At 54.3% G+C, this 21,490-nt stretch carries 16 protein-coding genes, 1 tRNA gene and 1 pseudogene; 7 read left to right on the forward strand and 11 right to left on the reverse strand.

What is annotated here, in order from left to right:
- Nucleotides 1-162: 162 nt before the first annotated feature.
- From cutA to CX650_RS10040, 6 genes are all read left to right on the forward strand, one after another.
- Entirely contained in the window at nt 163-495 is a 333-nt protein-coding gene (gene cutA, locus CX650_RS10015) for a divalent-cation tolerance protein CutA (protein WP_037475009.1), read from the forward strand.
- Nucleotides 492-2,297, forward strand: a complete 1,806-nt coding sequence (locus CX650_RS10020) for a protein-disulfide reductase DsbD (protein ID WP_101095713.1) — start codon at nt 492-494, stop codon at nt 2,295-2,297. Before cutA ends, CX650_RS10020 begins: the two co-directional genes overlap by 4 nt.
- Before the next feature lie 127 nt (nt 2,298-2,424).
- Nucleotides 2,425-4,044, forward strand: coding sequence for a cation:proton antiporter family protein (locus CX650_RS10025; RefSeq protein ID WP_025887992.1), 1,620 nt, complete (start codon nt 2,425-2,427; stop codon nt 4,042-4,044).
- A 206-nt stretch (nt 4,045-4,250) separates the two neighbouring features.
- Nucleotides 4,251-5,402 (forward strand): galactokinase, encoded by a 1,152-nt coding sequence (gene galK / locus CX650_RS10030; RefSeq protein WP_101095714.1) that lies wholly within the window; start codon nt 4,251-4,253, stop codon nt 5,400-5,402.
- A 32-nt stretch (nt 5,403-5,434) separates the two neighbouring features.
- Complete coding sequence (locus CX650_RS10035) at nt 5,435-6,466, forward strand: aldose epimerase family protein (protein ID WP_101095715.1); 1,032 nt, start codon at nt 5,435-5,437, stop codon at nt 6,464-6,466.
- Nucleotides 6,463-6,861 (forward strand): DUF2391 family protein, encoded by a 399-nt coding sequence (locus tag CX650_RS10040; RefSeq protein ID WP_039033512.1) that lies wholly within the window; start codon nt 6,463-6,465, stop codon nt 6,859-6,861. Before CX650_RS10035 ends, CX650_RS10040 begins: the two co-directional genes overlap by 4 nt.
- A gap of 95 nt (nt 6,862-6,956) precedes the next feature.
- Here CX650_RS10040 and CX650_RS10045 read toward each other — a convergent pair whose 3' ends face one another.
- The 5 genes from CX650_RS10045 to fdhD all read right to left on the reverse strand — a co-directional run bounded on the left by CX650_RS10045 (nt 6,957) and on the right by fdhD (nt 11,599).
- Complete coding sequence (locus CX650_RS10045) at nt 6,957-7,361, reverse strand: hypothetical protein (protein ID WP_039033513.1); 405 nt, start codon at nt 7,359-7,361, stop codon at nt 6,957-6,959.
- Between the two features lie 425 nt (nt 7,362-7,786).
- Nucleotides 7,787-8,767 (reverse strand): NAD(P)H-quinone oxidoreductase, encoded by a 981-nt coding sequence (locus CX650_RS10050; RefSeq protein ID WP_101095716.1) that lies wholly within the window; start codon nt 8,765-8,767, stop codon nt 7,787-7,789.
- 243 nt (nt 8,768-9,010) lie between these two features.
- Nucleotides 9,011-9,244, reverse strand: a complete 234-nt coding sequence (gene yedF / locus CX650_RS10055; protein ID WP_025010175.1) for a sulfurtransferase-like selenium metabolism protein YedF — start codon at nt 9,242-9,244, stop codon at nt 9,011-9,013.
- Nucleotides 9,244-10,458, reverse strand: coding sequence for a selenium metabolism membrane protein YedE/FdhT (yedE, locus tag CX650_RS10060; RefSeq protein ID WP_039033515.1), 1,215 nt, complete (start codon nt 10,456-10,458; stop codon nt 9,244-9,246). The genes yedF and yedE overlap by 1 nt, the downstream gene beginning before the upstream one ends.
- Nucleotides 10,459-10,762: 304 nt before the next feature.
- Nucleotides 10,763-11,599, reverse strand: a complete 837-nt coding sequence (gene fdhD / locus CX650_RS10065; protein ID WP_101095717.1) for a formate dehydrogenase accessory sulfurtransferase FdhD — start codon at nt 11,597-11,599, stop codon at nt 10,763-10,765.
- 141 nt (nt 11,600-11,740) lie between these two features.
- On the opposite strand from fdhD, the gene CX650_RS20035 reads away from it, so the two are divergent.
- A tRNA-Sec gene (locus tag CX650_RS20035) sits at nt 11,741-11,835 on the forward strand.
- A 69-nt stretch (nt 11,836-11,904) separates the two neighbouring features.
- Here CX650_RS20035 and selB read toward each other — a convergent pair.
- The 6 genes and pseudogenes from selB to fdnG form a co-directional block, all read right to left on the reverse strand.
- Nucleotides 11,905-13,740: pseudogene (gene selB / locus CX650_RS20620) on the reverse strand (selenocysteine-specific translation elongation factor); the annotation flags it as partial.
- Nucleotides 13,737-15,158 (reverse strand): L-seryl-tRNA(Sec) selenium transferase, encoded by a 1,422-nt coding sequence (gene selA, locus CX650_RS10075; protein WP_039033576.1) that lies wholly within the window; start codon nt 15,156-15,158, stop codon nt 13,737-13,739. The pseudogene selB and the gene selA, both read right to left, overlap by 4 nt.
- Nucleotides 15,159-15,220: 62 nt before the next feature.
- Entirely contained in the window at nt 15,221-16,135 is a 915-nt protein-coding gene (fdhE, locus tag CX650_RS10080; RefSeq protein WP_039033518.1) for a formate dehydrogenase accessory protein FdhE, read from the reverse strand.
- A complete protein-coding gene (locus tag CX650_RS10085) occupies nt 16,136-16,777 on the reverse strand; it encodes a formate dehydrogenase subunit gamma (protein ID WP_039033519.1) in 642 nt (213 codons plus the stop codon).
- Nucleotides 16,774-17,697 carry a formate dehydrogenase subunit beta gene (gene fdxH, locus CX650_RS10090; RefSeq protein WP_039033520.1) on the reverse strand — a complete coding sequence of 308 codons (924 nt, stop codon included), beginning with the start codon at nt 17,695-17,697 and terminating at the stop codon, nt 16,774-16,776. Before fdxH ends, CX650_RS10085 begins: the two co-directional genes overlap by 4 nt.
- A gap of 2 nt (nt 17,698-17,699) precedes the next feature.
- The gene (fdnG, locus tag CX650_RS10095; RefSeq protein WP_101095719.1) at nt 17,700-20,714 is read right to left on the reverse strand and encodes a formate dehydrogenase-N subunit alpha; all 3,015 of its coding nucleotides are present in this window, start codon (nt 20,712-20,714) and stop codon (nt 17,700-17,702) included.
- Between the last annotated feature and the right edge of the window lie 776 nt (nt 20,715-21,490).

The following is a 21,490-nucleotide window of genomic DNA, read 5'->3' on the forward strand; positions in this document are numbered from 1 at the left end:
GGATAACTCGGTCTGATTTCAAGTCCGCAGCCTGCCCCGGGTTTGACGCCTGAGCTCACTGTTTCAGCAAAGCCTTAATGCAAGCTTGCGGCAAAACACGTAAAGTAGACGCTCGATTTTAATCCCCTTGGCTTAAGTCAGGTTTAATTTAACCCGCTCATTATGGACATAAAATCTCAACAAGCGCTGCTGGTTTTTTGCAGTTGCCCGGATACAGACAGTGCCAAGAGCCTGGCCGCAACCTTGGTGCGTGAGTCACTGGTGGCCTGTGCTCAGGTGAGCCAGACTGTGGATTCGTTTTATGTCTGGCAGGGCGAACTCTGCCAGGAGACTGAAGTCAGCCTGCAGCTCAAGTGTCTGGCCAGCGCCTACCCCAGGCTGGAGCAGAGAATACTCGAACTGCATCCCTATGAAGTACCTGAAATTATTGCTGTGCCCATCAGCCATGGGCTGCCCGCCTATCTGGATTGGATAAAAGACAACACTAAGCTATGAAGAAAATACTTACCCTGCTGCTAGGCAGCCTGTTGCTTCTCAGCCCGCTGGTTCAGGCCGATGGGATCTTTGGCAACAAGCAATTCGATTTTCTCAAGAGTGAACCTGAGCTGATGCCCGTGGATCAGGCCTTTGCCTTCGACTTCAGTCAGCAAGGCAACAAGGTCAAGCTCAGTTGGGTAATAGCCGACGGCTACTACATGTACCGCGATAAACTCAAGTTCAGCATAGATGGCGGTGAACTGGGCGAGATAGCCCTGCCTCAGGGCAAGGGTCACACGGATGAGTATTTCGGTGAGCAGCAGGTGTACTACTCCTTCATCGAAATTCCGCTTGCCATTAAGGAGGCGGGTGAAGCCGCCAAGTTGTCCGTCACCTTTATGGGCTGCGCCGAGGGCAAGCTCTGCTTCCCGCCCACCACCCGTGACGCCCTGCTTAAACCTGTGGCGGCCAATGATGGCATACTGCCCGATGCCGACAAGGGCGCAGATGCCCAGGCGGCTCCCAAGGGCCAGGCGGTGACCCAACAGGATAACCTGTTGGATAAACTGCTCTCCGGTGACAGCACCCTGCTCAACTATCTGACCTTCTTCGTGTTGGGGATAGGTCTGGCGCTGACTCCCTGCGTGTTCCCCATGTATCCCATTCTATCGGGGATTATTGTCGGCCAGGGGCAGAAAGTCTCTACCGGCAAAGCCTTTACCCTGTCGATGGCTTATGTGCAGGGTATGGCTATTACCTATTCGCTGCTGGGGCTGGTGGTGGCTTCGGCAGGCCTCAAGTATCAGGCGGCGCTGCAACATCCGGCCGTGCTTATCACCATAGCCGTGCTGTTCGTGGTACTCAGTCTGTCTATGTTTGGCCTCTATGAGCTGCGCCTGCCCGCCAGTTGGCAGCAGAGGATGAACAGCCTCTCCAATAAACAAAAGGGTGGCAATCTGCTGGGCGTGTTCGTCATGGGTGTACTTTCGGGCCTGGTGGCCTCGCCCTGTACCACGGCGCCTTTATCGGCAGTACTCGTGTACGTGGCGCAAACCGGCGATCTGCTGCAGGGCTTTTTGACCCTCTACATCCTCAGCATGGGGATGGGACTACCACTGCTGCTGATAGGCACCTCGGGCGGTAAGTTGCTGCCGCGCGCCGGCACCTGGATGAACATCATCAAGCATGTGTTCGGTTTCCTGCTGGTGGCCGTGTCCATCATAATGCTGGGCCGCATCTGGCCTGGATTGGTGTCGGATCTCATGTGGTCTGTGTGGGCCATCGTCTTTGTCGGCTACCTGATGCACCAGAACAAGCTGAGCCAGTTCAACTGGAAACAGACGGTGCGCAGCGTGATCCTGACCCTGCTGCTGCTGTCGAGCTTCTCCTATGGCCTCCAGGCGGTAATGAGCGCCATGGGTTACCACTTCATGGGGCAACAGCAAGCCGAGCATCATACCTTTAAGCGCATCAAGTCGCTTGAGGACTTCAAGGCCGAACTGGCGGATGCCGAGGCGGCCGGCAAGCCGGTGATGCTGGATCTCTACGCCGATTGGTGTGTGGCCTGTAAGGAGTTTGAGCAGATCACCTTCAAGAATGCCGAGGTTAAACAGCGGATGGAACAGATGTTGCTGCTACAAGCCGATGTGACCGCCATGGATGAAACCGATGTCGCTCTGCTGGAGGCCTACGATGTGCTGGGGCTGCCGACACTGTTGTTTATTGATGAACAGGGCCAGTTGAAGAATGAGTTGAGAGTGACAGGTTTCATGGGCCCGAAAGAGTTTGCCGCCCACCTGGATATTTTGCTCAAAAACTAGCGTTCAACACGCCGACATTTCTGAAAAAGCGAATTTATCAGCAGATAAGTTCGCTTTTTTATTTAAATTTAATGCTCTTCTTATAGAATACTCTTTAAACAGCTAGCCTCCTTCCTGAAAGAGCAAAATGGAACCTGCAATTCTCGTTATTACCTTGGCCTGCGGTATGCTGGTCAACCGTATCAATTTACCACCGCTTATCGGCTACCTGGCCGCCGGCTTTGTGCTCTATACCATGGGCATAGAAAATGAAAGCCTGCCGCTGCTCAACCAATTGGCCAGTCTGGGTGTGACCCTGCTGCTGTTTGCCATAGGTCTCAAGCTGGATATCCGCAGCCTGTTCAAGGCCGAAGTCTGGGCAGGCTCCAGCCTGCACCTGATGTTGTCCATGGTAATCTTTGTCCCCATTCTCAAGCTACTGGGCTTGATTGGCCTGGTGCAATTGACCAATCTCACGGTCGAACAACTGACCCTGCTGGCCTTTGCCCTGAGCTTTTCCAGTACTGTGTTTGCGGTCAAGGTGCTGGAAGACAAAGGCGATATGCAATCTCTCTACGGCCGGGTTGCCATAGGTATTCTGATCATGCAGGATATCTTTGCCGTATTATTCCTGACTATTTCCAAGGGCGAATTTCCGTCGATATGGGCCTTGGCGCTGCTGTTGCTGCCTCTGGCCAAGCCGCTGATATACAGGGCCTTTGACAAGGTCGGCCACGGTGAACTCCTGGTGCTCTTCGGCCTGGTAATGGCTTTGGTCGTCGGTGCCTGGCTGTTTGAGTCTGTGGGGCTGAAACCGGATCTCGGCGCGCTGATCATCGGCATACTGCTGGCCGGGCACAAGAAGGCATCCGAGCTGGCCAAGTCGCTGTTCTACTTTAAAGAACTGTTTCTGGTGGCCTTCTTCCTCACCATAGGCCTCAACGGCCTGCCGAGCATGACAGATATTATGCTGGCGGTGCTGCTGGTGACTCTGGTGCCGCTGAAAATTCTGCTGTTTGTCTATATCCTTACCCGCTTCAAACTGCGCTCTCGGACCTCAATGCTGGGCTCATTCAACCTGGGTAACTTCAGCGAGTTCGGTCTGATTGTGGCTGCAGTGGCCACCAGCAAAGGCTGGCTGCCCGCCCAATGGCTGGTGATCATTGCTGTGGCCCTGAGCCTGAGTTTCGTGCTGGCGGCGCCGCTCAACGCCATGGTGGGCAGCATCTACCAGAAGTATCAGCAGAAGCTGGTCAAGCTCGAGAAGCACCCACTGCATCCGGAAGACAGGCAGATCCCCGTGGGCAATCCGCGCTTCCTTATTCTGGGTATGGGGCGCATAGGTTCAGGCGCCTACGATGAACTCAAGGCCAGGTTTGATGGTGAGATCCTCGGCATAGAACACAAACAGGAGTTGGTGGACTTCCACCGCGAGCAAGGGCGTAATGTGGTACAGGGCGATGCCTCGGATACCGACTTCTGGGAAAAACTCGACCGGGCTCCGGCGCTGGAACTTGTGCTGCTGGCGATGCCGTACCATGCGGGTAACATGTTTGCGGTTGAACAGCTCAAGAAACTGGATTACCAAGGCAAGATCAGCGCCATAGTGCAGTATGGTGATGATGCCGTGGCCCTGCGCGAATCCGGCGTTCACAGCGTTTATAACCTCTACGAGGCCGCCGGTGCCGGTTTCGTTGAGCATGTGGTCTGTGAACTGCTGGCGGCCGAAACCGTCAATGAATCGCCCGCCAAGGAAGCCGCATCCTGATATTTTTCGGCATCATTTAGCCTCACTCTGTCCGCTAGCGGCGAGTGAGGCTTTTCTCTTGTTCCCATAGATATCTCCTTAATCTGCCCTTGGGCGCAATCCGAATAAAAATCTCACTTACACCTCAGTGACAGAAATGATATAACAACAGAAAAGCAGTCATTTATGTTGCTGTTCGAGCGTTTTTTTGCGGAATCCATAAGAGCATGTCGAATCCTGCCCCCAGCGTTACCAAACTCTTTGTCAAAACCTTCGGCACCAAGCCGGATGCCCTGTATCAGGCCCCCGGGCGGGTCAACCTTATCGGGGAACACACAGACTATAACGAAGGTCTGGTGCTGCCGGCGGCAATCAACTTTCACACCATAATCGCGGTCAAACGCCGTGACGATAACAAGTTCCGCGCCGTATCGGCTGCCTTTCCCGGCATTTTTGAATGGCACTATGGCGATGAAGGCAGCATGAGCGAGGATGAGGGCTGGGTCAGTTATCTCAAGGGCTTTACCTCGGCCATGGCCCAGAGTGGCCTGCCGGCTCGCGGCCTGGACCTGGCAGTGATCGGCAATGTGCCGGCCAACGCCGGATTGGCCTCATCGGCTTCGCTGGAAATCGCCTTCGGCACCGCCATCAATGACACCAGTCAACTGCACTTGTCGCCGCTGGCGATTGCACAACTGGCGCAGCGGGGTGAAAACCACTATGTCGGCTATGGCTGCGGCATAATGGATCAGATCACCTGTGCCATGGCCGAAGCCGGTGCGGCACTGTTGATCGATTGCCTGGATCTGGACTGCGAGAGCGTGCCCTTCCCAGACGATCTCAGCCTGCTGATCATTAATTCCGGCTTACCCTCCATCGCCCACAGCACAGAGTTTGGCGAACGCCGCTTGCAATGCGAACAGGTGGCCGGTCATTTCGGATTGGATACCCTGCGCCACTTGTCACTCAGGGCGTTGCAAAGCGCCGAAGATGAACTGGACCCGGTTGCCTTTCGCCGCGCCCGCCATGTGATCAGTGAAAACCAACGCACCCAGAGCGCCTGCCGCGCCCTGGAGCAGGGAGATATCGCCAGGCTCAGCAAACTGATGGCCGAATCACACCGCTCGATGCGCGATGACTTTGAAATCAGCCATCCGGCGATAGATACCCTGGTGGAGCTGATAGCCGAAGTCGTCGGCGAACGCGGCGGAGTACGGATGACAGGCAAGGGCTTTGGCGGCTGCGTCATCGCCCTGGTGGAACATGAGCTGACCGACAAGGTGATCGCCGCCGTCGAGCAGCAATATCCGGCTAAAACCGAGCTGGAGGCCAGTGTGTACCTATGCAGCCCCAGCGACGGAGCCAGCCGCCTGGACTGAGTTGTAGCCCTAAAGCCAAAAGGAACTAGCAGATGATACGTTTCAGCGCACTCGACAGTTGGGAAGATCCCCGCGGCGGCCAGATAGAAAGAGTCAGAATCGACAACGGCATTCTGGCGCTGGAAGTGCTCAGTCTCGGTGGCATTATTCGCTCACTGTGGGCGCCGGATCGCCACGGTGAACGAACCAATATCGTGCTTGGCTGTGACTCTGCAGCCGATTATCTGGCCCAGGACGCCTGTTTGGGCGCCGCTGTTGGGCGTTACGCCAATCGCATCAAGCAAGGTCAAATCAACTGCCGCGGCAAGACTTTTTCTCTGGATAAGAACTTCAACGGCCACTGCCTGCATGGCGGCCGCGAAGGCTTTCATCGGCGCCTGTGGCAACTGGGCACACTGCCGGACGGGGTGCGCCTCAGCCTGATAAGCCCGGATGGCGACATGGGCTTTCCCGGTGAATGCCGGGTACAGCTGGACTATCGTCTGGCGGGCAACAACCTGTTTGTTGAGTTTATGGCCTCAAGCAGCCAAGACTGCCCGGTGAGCCTGACCCAGCACAGCTATTTCAACCTCGATGGCCGGGCGGATATCGCTGAGCACCAGTTGCAACTCGATAGCAGCAGAGTCCTGGCAACCGATTCCGAAGGCATTCCCAGCGGCATAATCGATACCCAAGGCAGCATGTTGGATCTCAGCCAGGGCAAGACTCTCAAAGCACTGCTGGGGCAGCCGGAACTGGCCGCCAGCCAAGGGTTGGATCACTGCTTTATCAGCCGACAACAGAAAGATGAGCTCTGGCGTGTGGGCCGTTTGAGCGCGCCGCTATCGGGTCGCGGCCTGACACTGTATACCAATCAACCCGGAGTGCAGCTTTACACCGGCGCCGGGCTCGAAGACGTCAAGGGTCGTAAGGGCCAGGCGTTGAAGGCCTGGCAGGGCGTCTGTCTCGAGCCACAAATGCTGCCGGACGCTGCCAATCAGCCACAACTGCACGGCGATCCCTGGATAGCCCCCGGACAAATTTATCATCATTTGAGCCGCTACGAGTTCGATACCCAGGCATGACCAAACTCTATTTCAACGCCGAGGATCTCGGCCAGATCAGCATAGGCGCCTTTGCCTTGTCCGTGCCCATCTCCTTTTCCGAGGAAGCCTGGATGCTGGCGGCCAATCTACCGGTAGTAAATCTGGTACTGGTGGTGGTATTGAGCCTGAGTTTTATCGCCCTGTTTGCCTATCAGAGTGTGTTTCAGGCCAACATCAAGGCCAGGGTGTGGGTGTTTTGGCTGCGGATCCTGCTGGCTTATGCCCTGACCCTGCTGGTGGTGAGTGTCGTCTTGCTGGCCCTGGATAAATGGCCATTACTGAGCGATCCCTTACTGGCGCTGAAACGCACCCTGTTGATCGCCATGCCGGCCTCTATGGGCGCCATCATAGTCGATAGCTTCGATAAAGAATAATCGGCTATCCAATAGATAATGTCAGTATTCGACTGTCCGGTATACCCGGGCCACCGCTTCAGTAAACTGAAGACGGACGGCCGGGTATAGGGATATCAGTCGTCGAAGCTGTCATCCCAATCGTCATCGAAATCATCACCCATGTTGTCGGTTTCAACCTCGACCTCAGGTTCCGGCTTGGGCTTACGCGCGGGAGCGCTGTCTTTGACGTTGTTCAGATTGACTCTGGCCTGCTGCTTTTGCATAAACTCGCTGCGGACCGCTTTGAATGCACTACCGAACTCACGCTCGGCAGCCTTGGCTTCATCCTCACCCAGATCATGCAAGTTGGGTTTAACTATATCTTCCACATATTCAATAATCGCATTGCGCTGAGAGTTGAACAGGTAGATACGTCCAGGAGATGCCTCGGGTAACTGATTGTCATGGACGACGATAGCATTGCCACGTGCGGTTCTGAGCTCGCCATACCAAACTTGTTTCTTTGCAGTGTTATACATATATGCCAATACCCTTAAATCAACACATACACCAGAGAAGTTGCCAATAAGTCGCTGCGCTTTGTGCCTAGACTTGCTCACGCCTTCCCTAAAGTTTTTCGGCCAAAGAAGCGCACTACTGCTCACTTTGCCACAAATAGGTTTCCACCTTTGGAAGGTGGCGTTTTCAAGTGCGTATTCTTACAGAATCTTTCCGAGAATCAATGCTGCAAACCGTGATTTTTCCAACTAAATAACGATTAATTTTTCATGACAGCACCCTAGAGTGCTCTCACAAAGGACTTTAGCCGAAATTTCCACCAGGGCAAGTTGAATTTTGCACGCAAACGCCTTAAGGCTGCATGTTACAGCCAACCAGCAACAATGAAGAAAAAGCTGCCGAAGGAATATTCAGCAGCCATAGGGAGTGGCGCGTCAGTAGCTACTTACTTCAGTGTCAGCACCACCTTGCCCGAGTGATTGCCGGATTCCAACAAGTGATGTGCAGCAGCGCAATCTTGCAGCGAAAAACGGGCAAAGATATGTGGCTTCAGGGCACCTTCATTCAATAACGGCCAGACCTTGGCCTTGAGTTCGGCAGCAATTGCCGCCTTGGCCGCGACGCTTTGAGGCCTTAAGGTTGAGCCGGTCCAAACAATGCGTTTGGCCATCAGGCGAAAGATATCCACTTCAGCCCTGGCTCCCCTTTGCATGGCAATAGACACCATGCGGCCATCACAGGCGAGTACCTTGAGATTCTTGTTGGCAAAGTCGCCGCCAGCCATATCCAGCACCACTTCGACCCCCTTGCCCTCGGTCCAGTCCATTACAGGTTCGACAAAGTCCTGTCGGCGGTAATCAATCGCAAGCTCAGCCCCCAGTTGCCGACACCAGGCACATTTCTCCGGGCTACCGGAAGTCACCAGTACCCTGGCACCAAAAGCCTTGGCCAGGGCAATGGCGCTGCTGCCGATGCCGCCCGAACCGCCGTGAATGAGCACTGTCTCGCCTGGCTGCAACCCGGCTCGCATAAACAGATTGCCCCACACGGTAAAGAAAGTCTCGGGAATCGCTGCAGCCTCTTCCAGGCTCCAGCCCTTGGGCACAGGCAAGCAATGCCCCGCCCAGGTAAGCACATACTCACTGTAACCACCGCCAGGCACCAGGGCACAGACCGCTTGCCCATTTTGCCATTGGTCTACGCCCTGCCCCAATGCCACTATCTCGCCGGCCACTTCCAACCCCAACACGGGGGAAGCGTCTGCCGGAGGCGGATAGTTGCCCTTGCGCTGTGCCAAATCCGGGCCATTGACTCCGGCCGCAGCCACCTTGATCAACACCTGCCCCGGGCCGGGAGTAGGGATCTCGGCATCAGCCAAATAGAGCACTTCCGGTTGCCCTGGAGTATCAAAAATAACCTGTTTCATTACTGCTCCTTGATGTAGGGAAGAGCCGAACCACAGCTTATATTTGCCTTTAACTCGTTGCAGTGCAAATCTGACATAGAGTCATGGCGGCCATCGGCGCACGACTTTCAGCTGGCTCGAAAGTCGAATACCGCTCATATCCAGATGCCTGGCTCCCGCAATAGCCCACCATTAAACCAGCATAAAAAAACGCTGCAAAAGCAGCGTCTTTGAACGATTGAAACAGCGGAAATTAATGTTAATTCAGCGCTGGATCAGATAACGGATAGTCGGGCCGTTCTGTTCTATCTCCAGCACCTTGTAACCGTGGTTCTTGGCATCCAATGGAATATTGTTGATCGACTGTGGGCAGTCGCTGATCACTTCCAGAATTTCACCGGGTTTGAGCTGGGGCATGGCCTCCAGGGTGGCAACAGCGGGATATGGACAGGGTTCACCAACCATATCCAATTGGTAATCAGGAGTATATTGGCTCATTACGCGGCCTCCGCAGTCAGTTGTGCATCCCGTTTGGCTTTACGGGCAAAGAATTGTTTTTCCCAGGCGAGCATGGCGACAAACGCCAGGCCCAGCATCAGGTAGGTGGCCAGCAAGCCGCCCTTGTCCCCCAAGCTGGAAAGCAGGTTGACCTTGTCCCAACTGGTGGCCAGTGGTTCGGCCAAGTCGTCCCAGTAGTAGGCCAGAATGGTGGAGCCGATAACGTTACCCAGGCCAACCCACCAGAAGTGCACCTGCCCTTCCACGGCGCGGTACATCCAACCGGTTTCGCAGCCACCGGCCAGCACTATACCGAAACCGAACAGCAAGCCACCGATAACCGCGTTGGGACCAGCCCACATGATCTTGGGTGAAACCCCTAGTTGCACATAGCTGTAAATCCCTATGGCACTGACCGCCATACCTATGATGATCGCCTTGGCCATATGGGTACGGCCGGTGATCCACATGTCGCGAAATGCCGAGGTAAAGCAGATCTGTGCCCTTTCAATCAGCAGACCGAAACCGACACCGCAAAGCATGGCAATACCCAGCTTGGGTGCGTTGAACAGGGTCAGGAGTCCCCAACCGACTATGCCGATAAACACCAGCATACCGATACGAAAACGCCTTCTGGCCTGGTTTTCATCCTGCTTGACCGAGCTGGCCTTGGTGACCTTCTTCAGCGCCACCGGAATGCGGAACATGGGCAGCAAGGTGAACCTGGCGCCAAAGTAAGAACCGGCGGCAGTGGCCAGCGCGAAGAACCAGGCATGCAGCGAGAACTGCGGAATACCGGTAAAGAAGGCCGCCAGGTTACAACCCATGGCCAAACGGGCGCCGAAGCCGGCAATGATGCCGCCAACCAGGGCCTGCATGATGCGCACCCGGCTCTGTGGCATTCTGAGCTTGACGTTATTGGCCCATAGCGCCGCGGCGATACAGCCACCGAACATGCCGATAATCATCATGCCGTCGATGCGATCCAGCGGCGTACCGGCCAGACCTATCACCTTGAAATAACCCCAGGTTTCCGGCTCGGCACCGAGCATTTGCAGCAAGTGGCCACCCCAGCGGGTGAATTCGCCGGTCACGGCCCAGAAGGTACCGGTCAGACCAAAATAGTAAGTGGAAAGAATACCAGCAGCGATAACAGCCGGCATGGGAGCCCAAAAACGGACCAGATATTGTTGTTTAAATTGTTGCCATGTCATGTCATTACCCTAATGAACGAGACCTTGCCAAAACGGACACTGGGTGTCCGTCAACCATTTTGTAAGGTGCGAACAAACAGCCCACAGCAACTGACCTGTCGCACCTTATTTCATGCCTTTACGGCGATAAAACCGCTGGAGTGCAGCAAACGACGGCTGTCTGGCATCATCAAAGCACTAAAGACCGGCCGAAACTGGGTTCCGACCGGCCATAAACAGTGTTTAACAACGATGATGAGCAGACAGTAGGCGCTGTGCTAAAGAAAGGGCGAACAAGTCCCGCGAGGACTTTGTCTTTACTTACTTAAATGGCCTTGGCCAGGCGATCGCGGCTCAACCCCGTCAGTCTGTGACCATGGGTGTAGAGCGTCGCACGACCGTTGCGGCAAAAGCCCACCAGCGTGATGTTGCTCTTCTCGGCCAACTCCAACGCCAGTGAGGTCACGGCGGACATGGCAAAAAGAATCTGAATATTGGCACTGGCAGCCTTTTGCACCATCTCGAAACTGGCTCTGCTGGTCAATAAAACCGCGATTGGCCGCTCGGCATGTTTCTGTGAAAAGGCACCAATTAACTTATCCAGTGCTATATGTCTTCCAATATCTTCATAGGCATCAATAATATGCCCATCATTATTTAAACCCATTGCAGCATGGGTGGCGCCAGTTAATTTAAAATGCTGTTGATTGTCCTTAACAAAATTCAAAGCAACCTTTAAATTGTTGATATTAAACTCGGCACCATTATCAACTCGAATAACAGGTTTAACCGCTTCTTCAAGTTGGGCAACACCGCAAAGTCCACAACCGGTTCTACCGGCCATATTGCGTCTTTGTTGCTTTAATTCCATAAAACATCTTTGGGTTATCTCAATCTGAACCAGCACACCTTCTTCGGTATGCTCAAGTTCAATACCCTTGATTTCATTTATATTTCTGACTATGCGCTCCGACAGGGTAAAGCCGATAGCAAAGGCTTCGAGATCCTGCGGACTGGCTAACATTACCGTGTGGGCAATGCCGTTATAGACCAGGGCGATTCTCACTTCGTTCGCTAAGTAGTCAGTTAATTCAGAAGCCTGCCCTTGTTCCATAAGGGTGACTTGTTTCTCGGTGACAACGTCATGCGAATAATAATCCATAAGTACCCTCTTAACCTATCTAAATAATAAAAATTTACAGACTTTAAAATAAAACAAGAGCTATATCACAAACTTATAAAGTAAATAAAAACAGGGTTGCTTCAACTGAATTCATTTTCTATTATCCTTGTGTCTTTCGATGGAAGAACGTCGTCTCCGGTGAGGCGTCCGGACTTCAAATCCGGGTGGGGCTGCCAGCAGTCCCGGGTAGGTTCGACTCCTATGTTCTTCCGCCAATCTTCATGGGACCAGAAAAGTTCAGCGTCCCGGATCTCCCGACTGTTACTGCGATATTTCCTGCGGGTAAAACCGCTGCGATCGAAAAACTCCAACAGTTGGATACTCACCTTGCGGCCAAGACCTATCATCGCCTTGAACTCGGCGGTTTCCAGTTGCCCCTTTAGCGCTAAATGACCACGAATAAGATCCGCGTAGTGGCACAACTTACTGCTGAGCAGGTATCTGTCTTTCACCACTGCGGTGATAAACCCTTGCTGCACCAACTGGAAGCACAGCGGCCGCAGTTCGCCCGGATCCAGCTCAAGATATTCGGCCATCTCAGTTACCCACACAGGGGTATCTTGCTGCTCGAGCCAGGGAGATAAACGCTGCCAACAAGCTTCAGCTTGGGGATCCAAAGTCATTCTGTGTTGTGGCAACTGCAGTAAGGCGCCGCGCAGTACCATGCGGCGATCGCGACAGAGGCGCTCCAGGATCAAACTGGCAAGTGGCAAGGGGAACTTACTGTGACTCATACGCAGCAGGCGATTACGCCCCAACCCCAATTGATCCGGGTGCTGCTGATGGTATTGCTCCAATAAGGACAAATAGTGCTGCTGCTCGGCCTCAAGCAGTTCAGGTGCCAACAGGAAGCCGCCGTGGCGGCTGAGTCCGGCTTCCTGAATGAGTCGGGTCAAACCGGCTTCAGTCAGTTGCCAACGCCAGGCCAAATCAGACACGGCCAAGGCCTGCTGTCTACCCAGGTAAGCCAATGCGGCAGCCGGAGTTTCGGCATCGGCGAGACAGCCAATAAGAGCGAGCCGCTCTTCGGTGCGTTTCTTGCGATTGGGTACAGTCAGCGCCAGCACTCTGGCGGCACCCAGGGTGTGCTTGCCACTGGCGTGACGCAGTACTATGGGGTCGTCCTGACATAATAACAACGGCTTATCCAACACCAGCTCAGCCAGGCAGTAGCCGCGCTCATCAGCCTCGGTCAACTGGGATATGCGTCCCAGGGTATGCTCGGCGCCGTGGTGGCAATGTACGCTCTGCCAGTGAGTCACAGGTTCAAAGGCACGGATCTGCACCACAGGGCGACCACAGGCATCCGGCTGTGGCAAGCTGCTGAGCCAATCGCCGCGCTGCGGCGCTCTGTGGTTATCGACACCACTGAGATTGAGGGCAACGCGGGTGCCCGGCAACGCCGTCTGCGACTCCTGTCCCTGGCAGTGAATGCCGCGGATCCTCAGCTTGTCTTTCTGACCCGAGCTGTAGAGGTTATCACCGACCTTGGCACTGCCACTGATCACTGTGCCAGTGACCACCCAACCGGCGCCCTTAACGCTGAATGCCCGATCCAGGGTCATGCGAAAGGCCTGCTGCGCGTCTGCTGCAATACAAGCCTTCTCAAGCTGCAGCTCGCTCGATGCCAGCGCCAGAATATGCTCTCTGAGCGAGTCGATCCCCTGGCCATTACTGGCCGAAACGCTAAAGACGCCGGAGGCCTTGAGGGCAAACTCGCAAAGCAGCGCCTCACTCTCTGCAACCACTTCATCGATGCGGGCCCGCTCCACCAGATCACTCTTGGTAAGCACCAGTGTCAGGCTCTTAAGCGGCAACATGGCTAAAATTTGCAGGTGTTCACGGGTCTGCGGCATCACGCCGTCATCACAGGCCAGCACCAAGAGCGCGTGTCTGGCATGACTGACGCCCACCAACATGTTGTTGATAAACTTTTCATGACCCGGCACATCGATAAAGGCCAGCCGTTGTTCGTCGGCAAACGGCATAAAGGCATAACCCAGATCTATGGTCATGCCGCGGCGTTTCTCTTCCGGCAATCTGTCGGTATTTTGCCCTGTCAGGGCCCGAATCAGGCTGGTCTTGCCATGGTCTACATGGCCGGCAGTTACCAGGATCACAGCGATACTCCCAGGGTGCTCAGCTCGGCCAGCAGCTCGGCTTCATCGTCTACCCCGCGCAGATCCAGCAGCAGTTGCTCATTACTGATCCGGCCGATCACCGGCCGCTCGGCCTGCTTGAAATGTTGCTCAAGCTCAATCAGGCTAGCCCCCGGATTGGCGCTGAACGCCAGCGCCACCGAAGGCAGGAAGGTATCCGGCTGTGAGCCACTGCCCACCTGGGTGCGGCACTCCACCAGCTCCAGCTGATAGCCGGGGGCAAACAGGGGCTGCAACGCCTGGTGTAAACGACTGCCAAGCAGCTTGAGTTGCTGCTGACTGCGGCCGAACTTAGCCATCATAGGCAGTTCAGTATCCAGGGTTTCCGGGTTGAGATAGTGGATCAGTGTGGCTTCCAGCGCCGCCAGAATCAGTTTGTCGCAGCGCAGCGCCCGCTTGAGCGGATGGCTTTGCAATTTATTGATAAGCGACTGTTTACCGACAATCAGCCCGGACTGAGGGCCACCGAGCAGCTTGTCGCCGGAGAAGCTCACCAAATCGACCCCATCGGCCAGCATCGCCTGCGGAGTAGGTTCCTGCTTGAGCCCGAAGCGGCGCAAGTCGGTGAGCGAGCCACTGCCGAGATCCGAGATCAGCGAAATATCATGCTCGCGGCACAGGGTCGCCAGCCGCGACTCTTCCACCGAGGCGGTAAAGCCCTGAATATGGTAGTTACTGGTGTGCACCTTCATAATGGCGGCGGTGTTTTCGGTTATCGCCTGTTCGTAATCCCTGAGATGGGTTCGGTTGGTGCTGCCCACTTCTACCAGAGTAACCCCGGCCTGACGCATGATGTCGGGGATCCGGAAGGCGCCGCCTATCTCCACCAGCTCGCCGCGGGAAACTATCACCTCTTTACCTGTGGCCACCGCCGACAGCATCAACAGCACAGCGGCGGCATTGTTGTTAACCACACAGCAGGCATCGGCGCCGGTGAGGCGGTGAATGAGTGAGCTGACGGCATTGTCTCTATGGCCGCGCTTGCCGGCCTGCAGCTCAAATTCCAGTGGGGTCGGGTAACGCATCACAGAAGTGACGGCCTCTATGGCCGCCTCGGACTGCTGCGCCCGTCCCAGGTTGGTGTGCAACAGGGTGCCGGTGAGGTTCCATACCGGCCGTAAACTATGGCGATAATCGCTGGACAGCTGATCAACCAAAATGCCATACAAGGCTTGGTGTGAGTGACACCAGTCGGGCAGGCGTTGCTCACGGCCTATCCCGGCTCTTGCCAGCCGAAGTTGTCCATCCAACGCCTGTTTGACGGCGGCCTTGCCAAAGCGGCTCAGCAGCGGAGCCAGCGCTGGCTCGGCCAGCAGGCTATCCATGGAAGGCAAAGCCCGATAGAGGTCTTTGAGGGTATCGGCAGTTTGGGTCATCATCTGTTTCATCATTGACTGAATAAAGGGAGGGCCTTAGCCCTCCCGGCTTTCTTACTAGCTGGTTACTCGCTGTCTTCCGTCTCGTGGGCCAGCAACAAAGGATTGACTGTGGTGGCACCATAGCCTTTCTCGTTGAGCTGACTGTCGAGCATCAGGGTCGCCAAATCATCGGCGGCCACATCCATCAGCGGCGACTTTTCGAGGAACATCATCTTGGTATAACCATGACAGGCCTCGCAGCTTTCGATGCGAACTTCGGCCTGATAGTCGTCCAAAGACCAGAGGGTCATCTCCTTGTCATGCCCGCAGCAAGTGCAATGGGCACGTATGAAGTGCCACTCGCTCTCACACAGGCTGCAATGCAGATAACGCAAACCGGCTCTGGGTTCATCGACTATCACGCTGGCAACCGGATGACTGCCACAAACCGGACACAGGCTCTGCTGTTTGACCTGGCGCTGATCCATGCGCTGAATAACTGCCGGCGCCCAGTGAGACCAATAAAGCCCCATGGCAGCCCACAGAAACAGACTGAACCTGGCAGGCACTGCACTCAGGTTGCCCTGACGCAGCGCCTGCCCCCAGGCACTCAATTGCTCGGGGGCCTGTTGCATCAAAAGACGCAGCACCCGGGCGACCGACTCATCCACCTGAGGCAGGAGTTCACTGAGCAGTTGCTGCAGCAAACTCTGCCAATAGCTGTCGGCACTGGGGCCCAAGTCTGCGAGGGGCAACCCCTCGGACTTGTCCCAGGCGGGAGGAAGACCGAAGTCTTCCTCCGCCGCCAGTTTGGCCTGTACGGCGACCAAACGGCGACACAGCTCCAGGTAATCAGCCAGCGGCGAGTCCTTGGCCAACACTTCCAGACGCTTGGCTCTGCGCAGATAAACGCTGACAGGATCGGCGGCTTTCAGTGGTTTGAGCTCCAGCGGCGACTCGCTGCCGGGGGCCAGGGGTATCTCGGCTGTTTGACTCATTTAGTGTTTCTCCGCTTCCGAATCTTCTTCCAGCATTCTGGGGTGGTGCTTACGGCACCAGGCCTTGGAGACCTTGCCGTAGAGCATGCCCGCAACCGAACCTTCTACCCAGGTCGCCATCCAGAAGTGCACCATCACGAAAATCAGCATGATGAGAGCACAGATGGCGTGCACCAGAATCGCCCAGCCAATGGTTGTGGCTGAGAAATAAGGTGCAAAATAGGGCTGCCACATGATGAAGCCAGTCACCGTCAGTCCGATGGAGGTCACCACGAAAGCACGGAACAGCACCTTTTGCCCAGGGTTGTAATGGCCGATTGGCGGGATCTTGTCCTCGTTCTCAAACATCACATCCTTGATGGACAGCATCCATTTCAGGTCGTTCTTCTCCCACTTGTTGTGATGGTAGTAACGCACCAACATCAACATCAGCGGCAGACACATAAACAACCCGGCAATGGGGTGAACGAAGCGCGCCAATTGAGGCGTGCCCGCAATAGCCCCCATCCACTGGAAGGAAGGATAAAAGAACGAAAACCCGGTCAGAAAGGTGACCAAACCTGCCGCCACAATGAACCAGTGGCAGATGCGGTCAAACAGCTTATGACGCACTATCATCTCTTGCTTGTGATGCTTGCTCATTTGCCGTCCTCCTCTTTCTGAGCCGCTTGCTGATCTTCCTCAGGCGGCTGATAACCGGGTTGATCCTCTTCGACTATGTTGCGACCAACGGTGATCTTGTGCAGACAAGCCACAGCAGCTGTTGCCAGGATCCCCACAGTACCCAGAGGCTTGACCCAGTCCTGCCACAGAGTGACAGACAGTGGGATCTGTGGATCTTCCGGCATGTTGTAGCTTTCGGGCTGAGTGACATCGTGCAATATCATCATCATCGCTGTGCCACCCACACCTTCCGGGTTGTACAACCCAGCCTTGGCAAAGCCACGCTCTTTGAGCTCGGCCACCCGCTTGTCGGCATAGAACAACATGTCTTCACGAGTACCGAAGCGCAGTGCGCCTGTGGTACAGGTCTTGACGCAAGAAGGCTCCAGTCCGACTGCCAAGCGGTCGGAACACATGGTGCACTTGTAGGCCTTGTTATCCTTGGGGTCGATTTTGGGGATATCGAACGGACAGGCACTGGCGCAGTAACCGCAACCAACACACTTGTCTGAATCGAAATCCACTACCCCGTTGGCGTGCTGGATAATGGCGCCTGCGGTCGAACACGCCTTGAGACAGGCAGGATCGGCGCAGTGCATACAAGCTGAGTGAGTGAACTGCCAGCGCAACTTGTTGCGCTCGTCCATCACCTCGTTGTACTCCATCAAGGTCCAGACCTGGCCGGAGAGTTTCATCGGGTTTTGATAACTGCCCTCGAAACTGCCCACTTCTTCACGCAGATCGTTCCATTCGGAACACGCCACCTGACAGGCCTTACAACCGTTACACTTGGTCGCATCAAACAGTTTTGCTACCTGCTTGATATCACCAATCCGAGTTTGCGATGCCGGCGTTGCCGCTGAGGTGCCTGAGCGTCGAATAATATCTTGTGTTGCCATTATCAGACCTCCGCCTTCTCAACGTTCACCAGGAACGCTTTGTACTCAGGAACACCCGTGTTGGCATCACCCATCTCTGTGGTCAGCACGTTACAGGTATATGCCTTCTTGGTGAGGGCGTTATGACTACCGTGACGTGGAATACCCAGGGTGTGTACCGTTTGACCATTGACTTGCAGTGGCTGCAAACGCTTGGTCACCAGAGCCTTGGTAAAGATGTGGCCACGCTTGGAGCTCACCTTCACCAAATCACCATTCTTGATGCCTTTTTCTGCCGCCAACTGCTCGTTCATTTCCACAAAGGTCTCTGGCATGGAGATCGCCGCCAAACGGCAGTGAGTCGTCCAGAAGTTAAAGTGTTCTGTGAGCGAGTATGTGGTACAGGCGTAAGGGAACTCCTCTTTGGTGCCTATGGTTTCTTTCACACCCTCAAACCAACGCAGCACTGGGCTGTGCACCACTTTCGGATGCAATGGGTTGGTCCCGATTGGTGATTCCACCGGCTCATAGTGCTCAGGGAACGGCCCTTCTTTCAGCAGCTTCAGGGCGAACAAACGGCCCACACCTTCTGCCTGCATGATGAATGGGTGCGCGCTGTCTTGTGGATTGAGCTTGGCGTTGAAGTCAGGCACGTCTATGCCTTCCCACTTGCCATCTTTCCACTCGACTATGGTGCGTTTTGGATCCCAAGGCTTACCGTTGACATCACAAGAGGCGCGGTTGTAGAGCACCCGGCGGTTGGCAGGCCAAGCAAATGCCCATCCCGGGGTAACCCCCTTGCCGGATGGATCATGGTTGTCGCGGCGTGCCATCTGGTTGCCTTGCTCGGTCCAGGAACCGGCATAGATCCAACAGGCACAGGCGGTGCTGCCATCGTCCTTGAGTTCACTAAAGCTGCTCAGTTGACGGCCGGTGTTAACATCGTATCCGTTCAACTCTTTGGTCAGCTCCACCGAGCTTGGGTTATGCGGATCGGCATAGTCCCACTTGACCGCTTCCACAGGCTCAGGCAGTTTGCCGCCCTCTTCGCGATACAGCTTTTTCATCTCCAGCAAAATACCAGCCACAATCTCAGAGTCGGGCATGGATTCGCCGGGAGCATTGGCACCCTTGTAATGCCACTGCATCCAGCGACCCGAGTTGACGATGGAACCTTCTTCCTCGGCAAAACAGGTTGTGGGCAGACGGAACACTTCCGTTTGGATACTGGCGGTATCAACTTCGTTGTAATCCGGCTCATTTTGCCAGAAGGTCGCAGTTTCAGATGCCAAGTTATCAAGTACAATCAAATACTTGAGCTTGCTCAACGCCTTAAGGTTCTTGTTGCGGTTTGGCATAGAGTTAATCGCGTTAACCCCCTGCACAATACAACCGTTGATCTGACCGCGATACATCATGTCGAGATAGCGGCCAAAGTCATACATCTGATCCCACTTAGGCAACCAGTCATAACCAAAGTCGTTTTCAGCTGTGGCATGCTTGCCCCAGAAGCCCTTCATTTGCGAGATAAAGAACTTGGGATAGTTTTGCCAATAGTTGGTCTGACCCGGACGCAACGGCTTAGGCGTATAGTGATCCAGATAAGTCTGCAGATTGACGTCTTTATCATTGGGTAGCTTAAGGTAGCCCGGTAGGCTCTGACACAGCAGACCCATATCGGTAGAACCCTGAACGTTGGCGTGACCACGCAAGGCGTTAACCCCACCACCCAACTGGCCAATGTTACCCAACAGCAACTGCACCATCGCCATGGTACGAATGTTCTGCGCACCCTTACTGTGGTGAGTCCAGCCCAGGGCATACATAAAGGTCGCCGCCCTGTCTTTGGTGTAAGTGCTGCCAATCGCCTCACAGACCACTTGGTAGTCGTCTACCGGTGTCCCTGTAATGTTGCTGACAGTGGCAAAGTCGTAACGTTCTACGTGCTGTTTCAGCAGGTTCCACACACAACGAGGGTGCTCAAGGGATTCATCCACCTTGGCATAGCCGTTTTCGTCGAGTTGATAGAACCAGGATTCTTTATCGTAGTCGCCCTTCTCTTCATCAAAACCTGAGAACAGACCTTCGTGGAATTCAAAGTCTTCCCGCACCAGATAGCTGGCGTTGGTATAGGCCTTCACATAGTCGAAGTTGATCTGGTTGGTGGAGATCAGATAGCGGATCACACCCAGCAAGAACGCAATGTCTGTGCCTGAGCGGATAGGAGCATAGTGATCGGCCAAAGCAGCACTACGGTTGAAACGAGGGTCAACCACAATCAATTTGGCATTGTTATGTTGCATAGCTTCCGTGACCCAGCCGAAACCGACAGGGTGCGCTTCTGCAGCATTACCGCCCATAATGATCACTACATTAGAGTTCTTTATGTCGATCCAGTGGTTGGTCATGGCACCGCGCCCAAATGTTGGAGCAAGACTTGCTACCGTTGGGGAGTGTCAGTTACGTGCAATGGTATCGATGGCGACTAAGCCAAGAGAACGAGCAAACTTTTGAGTCGCAAAACCACTCTCGTTCGCCATACCGGATGAGGTCATCATCCCTGTAGTCAACCAACGGTTGACTGTTACGCCATCGGCGTTCTTCTCAATCAGGTTGGCATCACGATCGTCTTTCATCAAACGGGCAATACGCTTGTAAGCTTCGCCCCAACTGATACGCTTCCATTCATTGCTACCCGGAGCGCGATACTCAGGGTACTGCAGACGGTGCGGACTGTTAACATAGTCCACCAGGCCTGCGCCTTTAGGGCAGAGCGCCCCACGGTTTACCGGATGATCGGCATCACCTTCAATATGAAAAATGGCATGTTCAGAGTTTTTGCCACCGCTGCCTTGGCTATACATAAGCAAGCCACAACCCACCGAGCAATACGGGCAGTTGTTGCGGGTCTCTTTAGCTCTGAGTAGTTTGAATTCCCGAACTGCGGCATAAGCCTTCTCGGACAACAACCCCAGCGCAGATATGGCTGAAGTTGCCGCCCCGGCAGCGCACAGTTTGAAAAACTGACGTCTGTTCATAGCGTCCTCACACTCTTGTCGTTATGAGTTTTGATGGGGGTCACCCCTTTCGGCGGCGACCTACCGAGTGCAGTAAAATTAAAGACCACACTTCATGTAGGATTATCCTTAAAGACACTCAGGATAACAAATAATGACACGAGACCAAGATCACAAAGAGATAGCTATGACAACTTGAACTACAAAACAACACCAATCCAGAACTAAAACTCAAAAAATAAGCTTAAAATGGTTTATAACACCAAAACGAACAAAAAACACACCAAAAGACATTTTGTCCAAATGCATAGGTAAATTTTGTCCCAGCAATAAAAAAGGCTGGATGAATAGCCATTAACTGAGGTTCAATCGACGGGAAAGAGAAAAGGATAGTGCTAAAAAAGCCGACAACTAAGACAAGGGGAAATAACTGAATGAAGGAATATAACAGATAAAACAAAGTATTACATCAGTAACACCTTTACACTACCTGCAGTAGCCAACCGGGGGAGCAGAATAACCGTCATCAAGTCAAATTGACCCACCGCCTAAAAAACCATCAAACACTAAACGACAGATAAGCCACTCACAAATGTAAAGATTGTCAATTTTTACCAAAAATATCCTGCCGCTATTGGCGAATCAGGCATAGCGGGCACTGACTTGAGACCAAAAGCGCATCTGTACCTAATCAGGAAAGCATCTCAGTTAAGCGTCCATGACGCCGATAATATTGCTAAAGGCCTGGTCAGGTTCAAGGAGACGGAGCCAAACAAGCAATGGCCCGCTTTCGAGCT

Source organism: Shewanella indica (assembly GCF_002836975.1).
In the GTDB taxonomy this organism is placed as follows: domain Bacteria; phylum Pseudomonadota; class Gammaproteobacteria; order Enterobacterales; family Shewanellaceae; genus Shewanella; species Shewanella indica.